Below are 12,448 nucleotides of genomic sequence, written 5' to 3' on the forward strand. Positions count from 1 at the left end.
AACGCCATGAACGAATTTTTTGACGCCCTGGAAACCCGAAAGCCGGAACAACGCGAGGCCGGGCAGATGGCTGCGCTGGCCGCTCAGGTGGCGCACGCGCAAACGGGCAGTACGGCCTTTGCCGAGATCCTGCGCGGGGTCGACGCCTCTTCGATCACCAGCCGTGCGGCGCTCGCGCGCCTGCCTGTCACGCGCAAGGGCGAGTTGCTCGAACGGCAGAAGGCGCTGCGCGCCAGCGATCCGTTTGGTGGGTTCTCCAGCCTGGTGCGCGGTCCGCAGATGACGCGCATCTTTGCCTCGCCCGGCCCGATCTACGAACCCGAGGGTGCCACGCGCGACTACTGGCGTGCCGGACGTGCCCTGTTTGCGGCGGGCTTTCGTTCAGGCGAGCTGGTGCACAACGCTTTCAGCTACCACATGACCCCGGGCGCGTTCATCCTCGAATCGGGCGCGCACGCGGTGGGCTGCACCGTGTTCCCGGCCGGCACCGGGCAAACCGAACAACAGCTGCAAGCCATTGCTGAACTGCGCCCGGATGCCTACACCGGCACGCCGAGCTTCCTGCGCATCCTGCTCGAGAAGGCCGCCGAGGCGGGCGTGGGTGTCTCCAGCATTCGCAAGGCTTCGGTCGGCGGGGAGGCGTGTCCGCCCAGCCTGACGGCCTGGTTTGCCGAGCAGGGCGTGGCGGTGTACCAGACCTACGCCACCGCCGACCTGGGCCTGGTGGCTTATGAGACCTCCGCCCGCGAAGGGCTGGTGGTGGACGAGGGGGTGATCGTGGAGATCGTGCGCCCGGGCACCGGCGATCCGGTGGCCGAGGGCGAGGTGGGCGAACTGGTGGTGACCACGCTCAACCCGGCCTACCCTCTCATCCGCTTCGGTACGGGCGACCTCTCGGCCGTGCTGCCCGGCGCGTGCCCCACCGGGCGCACCGCGCCGCGCATCAAGGGCTGGATGGGGCGCGCGGACCAGACCACCAAGGTGCGCGGCATGTTCGTGCACCCCTCGCAGGTGGCCGACATTGCCCGACGCTTTCCGCAGGTGCAGAAAGCGCGCCTCGTGGTGAGCGGCGAGATGGCCAACGACCAGATGTGCCTGCAGGTGGAGGCCAGCGGCGCGCACGACGACCTGGCCGAGCGCATCGAGTCTGCGGTGCGCGACATCACCAAGCTGCGCGCGCAGGTCCAGCTGGTGCAGCCGGGCAGCTTGCCCAACGACGGCAAGGTGATCGAAGACGCCCGCAGCTACCAGTGAGGAGCGAGGGTTTTCCCCTGCCAAGAGCTAAGTAATTACCGCGATTTCCGACTTGGACACAAGGACTAACATCCCAGAGTTGATCAACCCTTGGAGCTCCAGATGAAGAAGATTCTTGCCCTCGCGGCACTCACGGCCGCCGTGTCCTCCGGCGCTTTTGCGCAGGCATTTCCCAACAAGCCCATCACCTTCGTGGTGCCGTTTGCTGCCGGTGGCCCGACCGATCTGGTGGCTCGCCAACTCGCCGAAGCCATGCGCAAGCCACTGGGCGACGCCAACATCGTGGTGGAGAACGCCGCTGGCGCAGGCGGCACCATTGCCGCCACCAAGGTTGCGCGTGCCCCTGCCGACGGCTACACGCTGCTGGTCTGGCACATCGGCATGGCAGCCACCACCAGCCTGTATCGCAAGCAACAGTTCAAGCCGCTGGATGACTTCGAGTTCCTCGGCATGATCAACGACGTGCCCATGACGCTGCTGGGCTCGCCCAAGCTGCCGGCCAACACCTACCGCGATTTCGAGGCCTACATCCGCGCCAACGGCGGCAAGCTCAACCTCGCCCACGCCGGCCTGGGTTCGGCGTCCCACCTGTGCGGCCTCATGTGGCAGTCGGCCGTCAAGCTGGACAAGTCGCTGACCACCATCGCCTACCGTGGCACCGGCCCGGCCATGAACGACCTCGTTGGCGGACAGGTCGACGTGATGTGCGACCAGACCACCAACACCACCAGCCAGATCGAAGCCGGCCGCGTGAAGGCGTTCGCGGTCACCACCGCGAAGCCGCTGTCCGGGCACAAGCTGCTCAAGGATTACCCTTCGTTGCAGGAAATGGGCCTCAAGGGCTTTGACCTGACCATCTGGCACGCCCTGTATGCGCCCAAAGGCACGCCGGCCGATGTCACCAAGAAGATCAACGATGCACTCCAGGTCGCGCTCAAGGACCCCGAGTTCATCAAGCGCCAGGAAGCCCTGGGTGCCCTCGTGGTGAAGGACAACCGCGTCACGCCCGCTGGCCACAAGGCGTATGTGGCCGACCAGATCGCCAAGCTCAAGGGCGCGATCGACGCCGCTGGCCAATTTGCAGATTGATTGGGTCCACCCCCTGCGGCGCTTTGCGCCACCCGGCAAGGGGCGACACGTGATTTCGGTGAGGGTCATTGACTCGATCACCGAACTGCAGCCCGCTGATGCGGGCTGCATCGCTTTGAGCGGTTCGCATGGGGGTTTGAGCTCGGCACGCTACGCGCTGGCGGTGCGGCCCCTGCTTTCGGTGTTCAACGACGCCGGGATCGGACTGGACGAAGCGGGCATTGCGGGACTCGCCCTGTTGCAGTCGCATGGTCTGGCGGCCTGTGCGGTGTCGCACAGGAGTGCGCGCATCGGACAGGCCGCCAGTACATTGGACGATGGCGTGGTGAGCTGCGCCAATGACGAGGCACAGGCGCTGGGCATTCGCGCTCACGAGCCCTTGCAGCCGCAGATCGACCAACTCAGCAGGAGACACACATGAACAACTTCACCCGCCGCACCATCGTCGTCCTCGGCGTCGCCGCAGCCGTCCTCCCCGGCCTGGCCGCTGCGCAGGCAGGCTGGCCGGGCAAACCGGTGCGCATCGTCGTGCCGTTCGCACCCGGTGGCACCACCGACATCCTGGCCCGCGTCCTGGCGCCCGAGCTCACCAAGGTGTTCGGGCAGAGCTTTGTGGTGGACAACCGGGCCGGCGCGGGTGGCAACATCGGCGCCGAGCTGGTGGCCAAATCGCCTCCTGACGGCTACACGCTGCTCATGGGCACCGTCGGCACGCACGGCATCAACAAGTCGCTTTACGCCAAGCTGCCTTATGACCCACAGAAGGATTTCGCGCCGATCACGCTGGTGGCTGGCGTGCCCAACGTGATGGTGATGAACACCAAGCGGGCACAGGCGCTGGGCATCAACAGCGTGGCCGACTTCGTGAAGTACGCCAAGGCCAACCCGGGCAAGCTCAACATGGCCTCCAGTGGCAACGGCACCTCCATCCACCTGGCAGGCGAGTTGTTCAAGTCGCGCAACGGGATCTTCATGACGCACATTCCCTACCGGGGCTCGGGGCCCGCCATGGCGGACATGCTGGCCGGCTCGATGGATGTGATGTTCGACAACCTGCCTTCGGCGATGCCGCACATCCAGGCCGGCAGCCTCAAGGCCTTCGCGGTGACCAGCGCAGTGCGCTCGGCCGCCCTGCCCGATGTGCCCACGGTGGCCGAAGCCGGCAACCTGCCCGGCTTCGAGGCCAGCTCCTGGTTCGGCCTGCTGGCTCCAGCCGGCACGCCGCCGGACGTGGTGAGCCGCCTGCAACAGGAATCGGCCAAGGCGCTGGGCCTGCCCGCCGTGAAGGAGAGGCTGCTCGCCCAGGGCGCCATTCCCGGCGGCAACACGCCGCAGGAATTCACCAGACTCATCAACGACGAGATCGTGAAGTGGGCGGCGGTGGTGAAGGCTTCAGGCGCTCGCGTGGACTAGGGCCTGTTCACGCCAATTTCAAGATAGATGCGTTGCGGATCAAAAGGGCCATGCGCAAGGCCTTTTTGGCCTCAACCCGGAGGGAATGGGGTAGGAAACATAGTGTGAACAGGCCCTGAAGCCTTCAGACGCCCCAAACGACTTCCACGCCGGCTTTTTCGGCGCGCTGCAGCATCTCGATGAACGGCGTGGAACGCATGCGCAGGCTGACGGGGTCGAAGTCGGGTGCAGGCTCGCCACGGGCCTGCGCCTCTTCCCTCAGGCGCTTGCGAAAGGCATCCTCTTCCACTGCGGCGGTGCGCAGCGCCTCCACCGCCGACGCCATTTGATCGGGCAGAACAACGCCCGGGCCCGAAGGGTCCTTGCCCAGGATCTGGAGCAGTCGTTTGGCGTGTGGCTCCAGCATCACCAGTTCGCCCGTTTCGCGGGACTTGAATCGGTAGACGGACATGGGCGACCTCCTTTGAAACGCTGATGGAATTCAGCACCATAGCACCGACGCGGGGCGCTGCCCCACCAACACCCGGAATCAAGGACGGGAGCCTAGGGTTTCCCCGGTTGGCTCGATATATTTCAAGTCTAAACTAATTAGGCATGAACACATCCCCACCGGCACTCCAGCGCATCCTGTGTATCGGCGGCGGCCCGGCGGGGCTGTACTTCGCTCTGCTGATGAAGCGGCGCGACCCGACACTCGCCGTCACCGTGGTGGAGCGCAACCGCCCGTTCGACACCTTCGGCTGGGGCGTTGTGCTCTCCGACCAGACGCTGGGCAACCTGCGCGTGGCCGACCCGGAGTCGGCGGCGCTGATCGGCGAAGCCTTCAACCACTGGGACGACATCGACGTGTTCTTCAAGGGTCGGCGCGTGCGTTCGGGAGGCCACGGATTCTGCGGCATCGGCCGCAAGCGACTGCTCAACATCCTGCAGGAACGCTGTCTGGCGCTGGGTGTGGATCTGGTGTTCGAGACCGACGTGACCGACGACCAGGCACTGGCGGCGCAGTACCAGGCCGATCTTGTGATCGCCAGCGACGGACTCAACAGCCGCATCCGCACACGCTACGCCGACACCTTCCAGCCCGACATCGACACGCGCCAGTGCCGCTTCGTCTGGCTCGGGACGAAAAAGACCTTCGACGCCTTCACCTTCGCTTTCGTGCAGACCGAACATGGCTGGTTCCAGGCACACGCCTACAAGTTCGACGGCGAGACCTCCACCTTCATCGTCGAGACGCCGGAGGAAGTCTGGAAAGCGCATGGCATCGACCAGATGAGCCAGGCAGACGGCGTGGCATTCTGCGAGAAGCTGTTCGCGCCCTGGCTCGACAACCACCGTCTCATCAGCAATGCCTCGCACCTGCGTGGCTCGGCGATCTGGATTCGTTTTCCGCGCGTGATCTGCAACACGTGGGTGCACTGGACCGACATGGCAGGTCGCCAGACCCCCATCGTGCTCATGGGCGACGCCGCGCACACCGCGCACTTCTCCATCGGCAGTGGCACCAAGCTGGCGCTGGAAGACGCGATCGACCTGGCGGACGAGTTCGCGCGCCACGCCAATGCCGACGTGGCCGCGGTGCTCAGCGGCTACGAAGCGCGCCGCAGCGTCGAGGTGCTCAAGATCCAGAACGCCGCGCGCAACTCTACCGAGTGGTTCGAGAACGTGGACCGCTACACCGGCATGGAGGTCGAGCAGTTCGCGTACTCGCTGCTCACGCGCAGCCAGCGCATCAGCCATGAAAACTTGCGACTTCGAGACGCGAGGTGGCTGGAAGGCTATGAGGCGTGGCTACAGACTCAGGCCGAACCAGGCAAACCGGTCAGGAAACACCCCACACCACCCATGCTGCTGCCGCTCACGGTGCGCAGCCTCACGCTCAAGAACCGCATTGTGGTTTCGCCCATGGCGCAGTACAGCGCGGTCGATGGCGTGGCCGGCGACTACCACCTGGTGCACCTGGGTGCGCGAGCCCTGGGCGGCGCAGCGCTGGTGATGGTGGAGATGACCAGCCCCACGCCCGAAGGCCGCATCACGCCCGGCTGCCCAGGTCTGTGGAACGACGCACAACAGGCAGGCTTCCAGCGCATCGTGGATTTCGTGCACGGCAGCAGCAGCGCGAAGATCGGCCTGCAACTCGGCCACAGCGGCGCCAAGGGCTCCACGCAGCTGGGCTGGGACCAGATCGACGAACCCCTGGCGAGCGGCAACTGGCCGTTGATTTCGGCCAGCACCGTGGCCTATGGCGAGCAGAATCAGGTGCCCCGTGCGATGACGCGCGCCGACATGGACGCCCTCACCGCCGCTTTCGTGGCATCGACCCGTCGCGCAGCCGAAGCCGGCTTCGACTGGCTTGAACTGCATTGCGCACACGGCTACCTGCTCTCGGCCTTCATCTGCCCACTGACCAACCTGCGCACCGACGACTACGGCGGCTCGCTGGAGAACCGTTGCCGCTACCCGCTGGAGGTGTTTGCCGCCATGCGCGCGGCCTGGCCAGCCGACCGACCATTCAGTGTGCGCATTTCCGCGCACGACTGGGCGCCCGGCGGCAACACGCCCGACGACGCGGTGGCGATGGCCCGCCTGTTCAAGGCCGCTGGCTGCGACGTGATCGACGTGTCTTCCGGACAGACGACGCGCCAGGCCAGACCGGTCTATGGCCGTATGTACCAGACACCGTTCGCCGACCGCGTGCGCAACGAGGCCGGCATCCTCACCATGGCGGTGGGCGCCATCAGCGAGGCCGACCACGCCAACAGCATCATCGCCGCCGGCCGCGCCGACCTGTGCGCCGTGGCCCGTCCGCACCTGGCCGACCCGGCCTGGACCTTGCACGAGGCGGCCAGGCTCCAGACCCGTGCGATCGAATGGCCACGCCCCTACGAGAGTGGGCGCGACCAGCTTTACCGGGAAATCGCACGCCAACAAGCGCTCAGCGCCAGCACCCCATGAACGCCTCGTCTCTCGACCTTGAAGCCCGCGCCCACAGTGAGCACGCCCAGGAACTCCGCCTGTGGCTTCGATTGCTGACCTGTTCGCAGCTGATCGAGAAGCGCGTGCGCGCCTGCCTGCGCGAACAGTTCGACACCACGCTGCCGCGCTTCGACCTCATGGCCCAGCTCGAACGCCACCCCGAAGGCCTGAAGATGAAGGAGCTCTCGCACCGGCTGATGGTCACGGGCGGGAACGTCACCGGCATCACCGACCAGCTCGTGACCGAAGGCCTGGTGGAACGCACAGGGGTCGATGGCGACCGCCGCGCCTTTCGTGTGCGACTGACCGACCGAGGCCGCGCCAGCTTTGTCGAAATGGCCGAACAGCACGAACAATGGATCGTTGACGCTTTCGAAGGCCTGAGCGCACGCGACCTGGACAGCCTGCACCGGCTGCTGGGCAAGGTCAAGCAGCACCAACTCGAACTCAACCGGAAACTCGACGAATGAAGCACCCGATCCCCGACCACAACCCGATGCATGGCCAATATGGCCCGATGGCGGCGAAGTCGCCCAGCCACTTCGCCTTGCACGTGCAGGACGGCGTGGCCACGGTCACGCTCAACCGTCCCGAGCGAAAGAACCCGCTCACGTTTGACTCTTACGCCGAGCTGCGCGACTGGTTCCTGGGTTTGCAGAAGGCCACCGACATCCGCGCCGTGGTGCTCACCGGCGCAGGCGACAACTTCTGCTCGGGTGGGGACGTTCACGAGATCATCGGCCCTCTCACGAAGATGACCATGCCCGAACTGCTGGCCTTCACCCGCATGACGGGCGCCCTGGTCAGCGCCATGCGCGCCTGCCCGCAGCCCATCGTGGCCGCCATCGACGGCGTGTGTGCGGGTGCGGGCGCCATGATGGCGCTGGCCTCCGATCTGCGCCTGGGCACACCAAAGACCCACACCGCCTTCCTGTTCACCCGCGTCGGCCTGGCCGGCGCCGACATGGGTGCCTGCGCCCTGCTGCCGCGCATGATCGGCCAGGGTCGCGCCAGCGAACTGCTGTTCACTGGCCGCGCCATGAACGCACAGGAAGGGCACGCCTGGGGTTTCTTCAATGCGCTGCACGACAGCCCAGCGCTGCTGCCTGCTGCGCACAAGCTCGCCGCCCAACTCGCGCAAGGCCCCACCTTCGCGCACGGCATGACCAAGACCATGCTGCACCAGGAATGGGCCATGACGCTGGACCAGGCCATTGAGGCCGAGGCACAGGCACAGGCCATCTGCATGCAGACGCAGGACTTCAGGCGCGCCTATGAAGCGTTCGCGGCGAAGCAGCGCCCGGTGTTTGAAGGTGATTGAGATGAAGCAGTTTCTGTTCGGGCTGAGCCTGTCGAAGCCCCTCCAGCCCACATCGCAAGCACCCTTCGACAAGCTCAGGGTGAACGGGAATGGATACCTCTGACATGGTCGCCTTCGAACACCCCCACGGCATGCACCCGCCGCAAGCGCAGTGGGAACTGCCGTTCTTCGACTCGCACCACCGCGAGATGGCGCCGCGCCTGGCCAGCTGGGCAGCGCTGCAGCGCGTGGACGAAACCGACGACCGGACTGCCTGCAAGGACTGGGTGGCGCGCCTGGGCCAGGATGGCTGGCTGCGGTACTGCGTCAGCGCCGAGCATGGCGGTGCCTTGCCCGCGCTCGATTCGCGCTCGCTGGTGATCCTTCGCGAGACACTCGCCTTCCACTCACCCCTGGCCGATTTCGCTTTCGCCATGCAGGGCCTGGGCAGCGGCGCCATCACGCTGGCGGGTACGCCCGAGCAGCGAGCCAAGTACCTGGGCGCCGTGGCCACGGGCCGCAAGATTGCCGCCTTTGCCCTCAGCGAGCCCGAAGCCGGCTCCGACGTGGCCGCCATGGCCACGCGCGCCACACCGGCCGCAAAGGGCTGGACGCTGGAGGGCACCAAGACCTGGATCAGCAACGGCGACCTGGCCGACTTCTACGTCGTGTTCGCCAAGACCGACGCGAACGCGGGCGCACGCGGCATCAGCGCCTTCATCGTCGACGCGCGCGAACCTGGCCTGGACAGCCGCGAACACATTCATGTGATGGCGCCGCACCCGTTGGCCACCCTGCGCTTCACGGCTTGCGGCCTGGGCAGCGATGCGCTGCTCGGTCCCTTGCACGGCGGCTTCAAGCTGGCGATGCAGACTCTTGACATCTTTCGCGCCTCGGTGGCTGCCGCCGCGCTGGGCATGGCCCGACGAGCGCTGGCCGAGGCGGTGGCACACGCGAAGCACCGCAAGATGTTCGGGCAGACGTTGGCCGACTTCCAGCTCACGCAGGCGAAGCTGGGTGAGATGAGTGCGCTTGTCGACGCCGCCGCCCTGCTCACCTACCGCGCCGCCTGGCAGCGCGACTGCAGCCCCACCAGCGGCGCTGGCACGCCCGCCTACACCGCCGCAGCGGCCAGTGCCAAGCTGAGCGCCACCGAAAACGCGCAACGCGTGATCGACATGGCCTTGCAGATGTTCGGTGGGCGGGGCGTGCAGGTGGGCCAGAAGATCGAGAGCCTGTACCGCGACATCCGCTCGCTGCGCATCTACGAAGGCGCGAGCGAAGTGCAGTTGCTCATCCTCGGCAAACAGGCGCTGCGCAGCCATGGCTCGTGATCCTCGGGAGATGTCGATGAAGAGCACCGTTCCCAGCGCCCAGCCCGATCAGTTTGTCCACGACCACCTGCCGCCACCCGAGCAGTGGCCCGAGTTGCGCTTCGACCGGCCCGAGCTGGAGATGCCCGCACAGGTCAATGCGGTGCAGGCATTGTTCCAGCGGGCGCAGCAAGCCGGTCATGCGGGGCGGCCATTGCTTCGCAGCGACGAACGCACGCTGAGCTACGCACAGGCGCAATCGGAAGTGAACCGCATTGCCAACGTGCTCACGGTGGACCTTGGGCTGGTGCCCGGCAACCGGGTGCTGCTGCGCGGCGGCAACTCGGTGGCCATGGCGCTCGCATGGCTGGCCACGGTGCAGGCGGGCCTGGTCGCAGTGGCCACCATGCCGCTGCTGCGAGCGAAGGAACTCGCTGCCATCATTGCCAAGGCGCAGCCGGCCGCGGCCCTGTGCGATGTGAAACTGCAGGACGAACTCAAGGCCGCGCTCGCTGCCGACGCCGCCACGGCTGGTCTGAAGCTGCTGGTGTTCAACACCGGGGGCGCCGAGGTGCCGCATTCCCTGGAGAAGATGGCGGCACGCCAGTGCGAACACAGCACGCCATGCCCCACCGCCGCGACCGACATCGCCCTGCTGGCATTCACCTCAGGCACCACCGGCACGCCCAAGGCCGCCGTGCACACGCACCGCGATGTGCTCGCCGCCTGCGAGACCTGGCCGCGCCACGTGCTGCGCGCCACGCCCGACGACATCGTCATGGGCTCGCCCCCGCTGGCCTTCACCTTCGGCCTGGGTGGCCTGCTGGTCTTTCCCATGTGGGCCGGCGCCTCGGTGTACTTCCCGTCCATTCCCTACACGCCCGAGGCCATGGTGCAACTCATCGGCCGCGTGGGCGCCACCATCTGCTACACGGCGCCCACGTTCTACCGGCAGATGGCCGCGTTCGCGCAGCAGCACGGCATTGGCAAGCTGCGCATCAGCGTGAGCGCAGGCGAGGGCCTGCCCGACGCCACGCGACAGCTCTGGAAACAGGCGACCGGGCTTGAAATGCTCGATGGCATCGGAGCCACCGAGATGTTTCACATCTTCATCTCCTCGCCACCCGAATCGGTGCGGCGCGGTGCCATTGGTCGGGTGGTGCCGGGCTACGAGGCCCGCGTGGTGGGCGAGGATGGCCAGGAGCTGCCGCGTGGCCAGGTGGGCAAGCTCGCCGTGATCGGCCCGACCGGCTGCAAGTACCTCGACGAGCCGCGCCAGACGCAGTACGTCAAGGCCGGCTGGAACTACCCCGGCGACGCCTTCAGCCAGGATGCCGACGGCTATTTCTTCTACCAGGCGCGCACCGACGACATGATCATCACCGCCGGTTACAACGTGGCTGGCCCGGAGGTGGAAGCCGCCCTGTTGCAACACCCTGCGGTGGCCGAGTGTGGCGTGGTCGGCCGCCCGGACGACGAGCGCGGCCAGGTCGTGCTGGCCTACGTGGTGCTCAAACCCGGCGAGGCCGCTGGTGCGCCGCTCGTCAAGGCCTTGCAGGACCACGTGAAGCAGACACTGGCGCCCTACAAATACCCGCGCGACGTGGTGTTTGTCTCTCAGCTTCCGCGCACCGAGACCGGCAAGCTGCAACGCTTCGCGCTGCGCCAGCAGGCGATGCAAACCCCATCCAGGAACCCCACGACATGATGAAACACCTCCAACCTGCCGGCTGGACGGCTCCCAAGGGCTATGCCAACGGCATTGCGGCGCGCGGCACCCAGGTGTTCGTCGGTGGCCAGATCGGCTGGAACGGCGCGCAGGTGTTCGAAAGCGACGACTTCATCGCGCAGACACGCCAGGCCCTGCTCAATGTGCGCGAGGTGCTGGCCTGCGCCGAAGCCGCGCCCGGGCACATGGTGCGCATGACCTGGTACATCATCGACCGCGTGGAATACAACGCGCGCCTGCGCGAGCTCGGCGAGGTCTACCGGGAGGTGATGGGCCGGAACTTCCCGGCCATGACCTGCGTGGAAGTCAGCGCGCTGGTGGAAGCCCGCGCCAAGGTGGAGATCGAGGTCACCGCCGTGGTGCCGGACGATCCCGGAACTTAAGCGCACCCGGGTTGCTCCCACGGCTTTTGCACCACCGCATGAGCCGCACCGCACACGCCGACCCCGCATCGACGCAACGCCGTCGCTGGCTTGCGAGTGCCGCGCTGCTGGCCGCACTGCCGGCGCTGGCTTCAGCGCAATCATCCAGCCCCGTCCTCACGCGCCGCATTCCTTCCAGTGGCGAAGCGGTGCCGGTGGTCGGGCTTGGCACCTGGATCACGTTCAACGTGGGGCAGGACCCGATGGCCCTCGATACCTGCGCGCAAGTGGTGCGCGCCTTCTTTGCAGCAGGTGGCCGCCTGATCGACAGTTCGCCCATGTACGGCTCCTCGCAGCCCACCATAGGCCACGCACTGGCGCAGCTGGGCCTGCCTGCCGCACTGTTCTCGGCCGAGAAGGTGTGGGTGGGCGACGGCGCTCGCGGCACCGCGCAGATGGAAACCTCGCGAGCCCACTGGGGCGTGAAGCGCTTCGATCTGATGCAGGTGCACAACCTGCTGTCGTGGCGCGAACACCTGCCCCGGTTGCTGGAGTTGAAGGACGCCGGTCGCTTGCGCTACGTCGGCATCAGCACATCGGAAGGTCGACGCCACGCCGAACTCGAACAGATCATGCGCACCCAGCCCATCGACTTCGTGCAAGTCACCTACAACCTGCTCGATCGCGAGGCGGAGCAACGCGTGCTGCCCCTGGCGCAGGAACGCGGCATCGCCGTCATCGTCAACCGCCCGTTCCGGGAAGGTGCCTTGCTGGATTCATTGCGCCGCCATCCACTGCCAGGTTGGGCACGTGAAATCGACTGCGATGGCTGGGCCCAGGTGGCGCTCAAGTTCGCCTTCACGCACCCGGCCGTGACCTGTGCGATCCCCGCCACCAGCCAGGTGGCCCATGTGCGACAGAACATGGGTCCCGCGCACGGCCGCATGCCCGACGCCTTGCTGCGTGCGCGCATGGCGCGCGAAGTGGCCGCGCTTTGAGGCTCGCGCCCCGC

At 66.7% G+C, this 12,448-nt stretch carries 12 protein-coding genes; 11 read left to right on the forward strand and 1 reads right to left on the reverse strand.

Translation table 11 applies throughout. The features are described 5' to 3' along the window. Positions 1-6 precede the first annotated feature (6 nt). From AB7F11_RS05890 to AB7F11_RS05905, 4 genes are all read left to right on the forward strand, one after another. Positions 7-1,254 carry a phenylacetate--CoA ligase family protein gene (locus tag AB7F11_RS05890; protein ID WP_428289287.1) on the forward strand — a complete coding sequence of 416 codons (1,248 nt, stop codon included), beginning with the start codon at positions 7-9 and terminating at the stop codon, positions 1,252-1,254. Between the two features lie 102 nt (positions 1,255-1,356). Next, positions 1,357-2,343, forward strand: coding sequence for a tripartite tricarboxylate transporter substrate-binding protein (locus tag AB7F11_RS05895; protein WP_428289286.1), 987 nt, complete (start codon positions 1,357-1,359; stop codon positions 2,341-2,343). A 58-nt stretch (positions 2,344-2,401) separates the two neighbouring features. Further along, positions 2,402-2,764, forward strand: a complete 363-nt coding sequence (locus AB7F11_RS05900) for a hypothetical protein (RefSeq protein WP_428289285.1) — start codon at positions 2,402-2,404, stop codon at positions 2,762-2,764. Continuing rightward, on the forward strand, positions 2,761-3,756 hold the full coding sequence (locus tag AB7F11_RS05905) for a Bug family tripartite tricarboxylate transporter substrate binding protein (protein WP_428289284.1): 996 nt from the start codon (positions 2,761-2,763) through the stop codon (positions 3,754-3,756). The genes AB7F11_RS05900 and AB7F11_RS05905 overlap by 4 nt, the downstream gene beginning before the upstream one ends. A 124-nt stretch (positions 3,757-3,880) precedes the next feature. On the opposite strand, the gene AB7F11_RS05910 is transcribed toward AB7F11_RS05905, so the two are convergent. Beyond that, positions 3,881-4,207 carry a DUF1840 domain-containing protein gene (locus AB7F11_RS05910; RefSeq protein WP_428289283.1) on the reverse strand — a complete coding sequence of 109 codons (327 nt, stop codon included), beginning with the start codon at positions 4,205-4,207 and terminating at the stop codon, positions 3,881-3,883. Between the two features lie 143 nt (positions 4,208-4,350). Here AB7F11_RS05910 and AB7F11_RS05915 point away from each other — a divergent pair, with 143 nt between their 5' ends. The 7 genes from AB7F11_RS05915 (at position 4,351) to AB7F11_RS05945 (ending at position 12,434) form a co-directional block, all read left to right on the forward strand. Then, on the forward strand, positions 4,351-6,711 hold the full coding sequence (locus AB7F11_RS05915) for a bifunctional salicylyl-CoA 5-hydroxylase/oxidoreductase (RefSeq protein ID WP_428289282.1): 2,361 nt from the start codon (positions 4,351-4,353) through the stop codon (positions 6,709-6,711). After that, the gene (locus AB7F11_RS05920) at positions 6,708-7,202 is read left to right on the forward strand and encodes a MarR family winged helix-turn-helix transcriptional regulator (protein ID WP_428289281.1); all 495 of its coding nucleotides are present in this window, start codon (positions 6,708-6,710) and stop codon (positions 7,200-7,202) included. Before AB7F11_RS05915 ends, AB7F11_RS05920 begins: the two co-directional genes overlap by 4 nt. Beyond that, entirely contained in the window at positions 7,199-8,053 is an 855-nt protein-coding gene (locus AB7F11_RS05925; protein ID WP_428299904.1) for an enoyl-CoA hydratase family protein, read from the forward strand. The genes AB7F11_RS05920 and AB7F11_RS05925 overlap by 4 nt, the downstream gene beginning before the upstream one ends. Before the next feature lie 104 nt (positions 8,054-8,157). Continuing rightward, positions 8,158-9,366: an acyl-CoA dehydrogenase family protein gene (locus AB7F11_RS05930; RefSeq protein WP_428299916.1), complete on the forward strand. Its 1,209-nt coding sequence runs from the start codon at positions 8,158-8,160 to the stop codon at positions 9,364-9,366. Positions 9,367-9,376: 10 nt separating this feature from the next. Then, entirely contained in the window at positions 9,377-11,053 is a 1,677-nt protein-coding gene (locus AB7F11_RS05935) for an AMP-binding protein (protein WP_428291519.1), read from the forward strand. Further along, positions 11,050-11,457, forward strand: coding sequence for a RidA family protein (locus AB7F11_RS05940; protein WP_428291517.1), 408 nt, complete (start codon positions 11,050-11,052; stop codon positions 11,455-11,457). Before AB7F11_RS05935 ends, AB7F11_RS05940 begins: the two co-directional genes overlap by 4 nt. A gap of 38 nt (positions 11,458-11,495) precedes the next feature. After that, positions 11,496-12,434 (forward strand): aldo/keto reductase, encoded by a 939-nt coding sequence (locus AB7F11_RS05945; RefSeq protein ID WP_428291516.1) that lies wholly within the window; start codon positions 11,496-11,498, stop codon positions 12,432-12,434. Positions 12,435-12,448: the final 14 nt, after the last annotated feature.

Source organism: Hydrogenophaga sp. (assembly GCF_050250835.1).
Taxonomy (GTDB): domain Bacteria; phylum Pseudomonadota; class Gammaproteobacteria; order Burkholderiales; family Burkholderiaceae_C; genus Hydrogenophaga.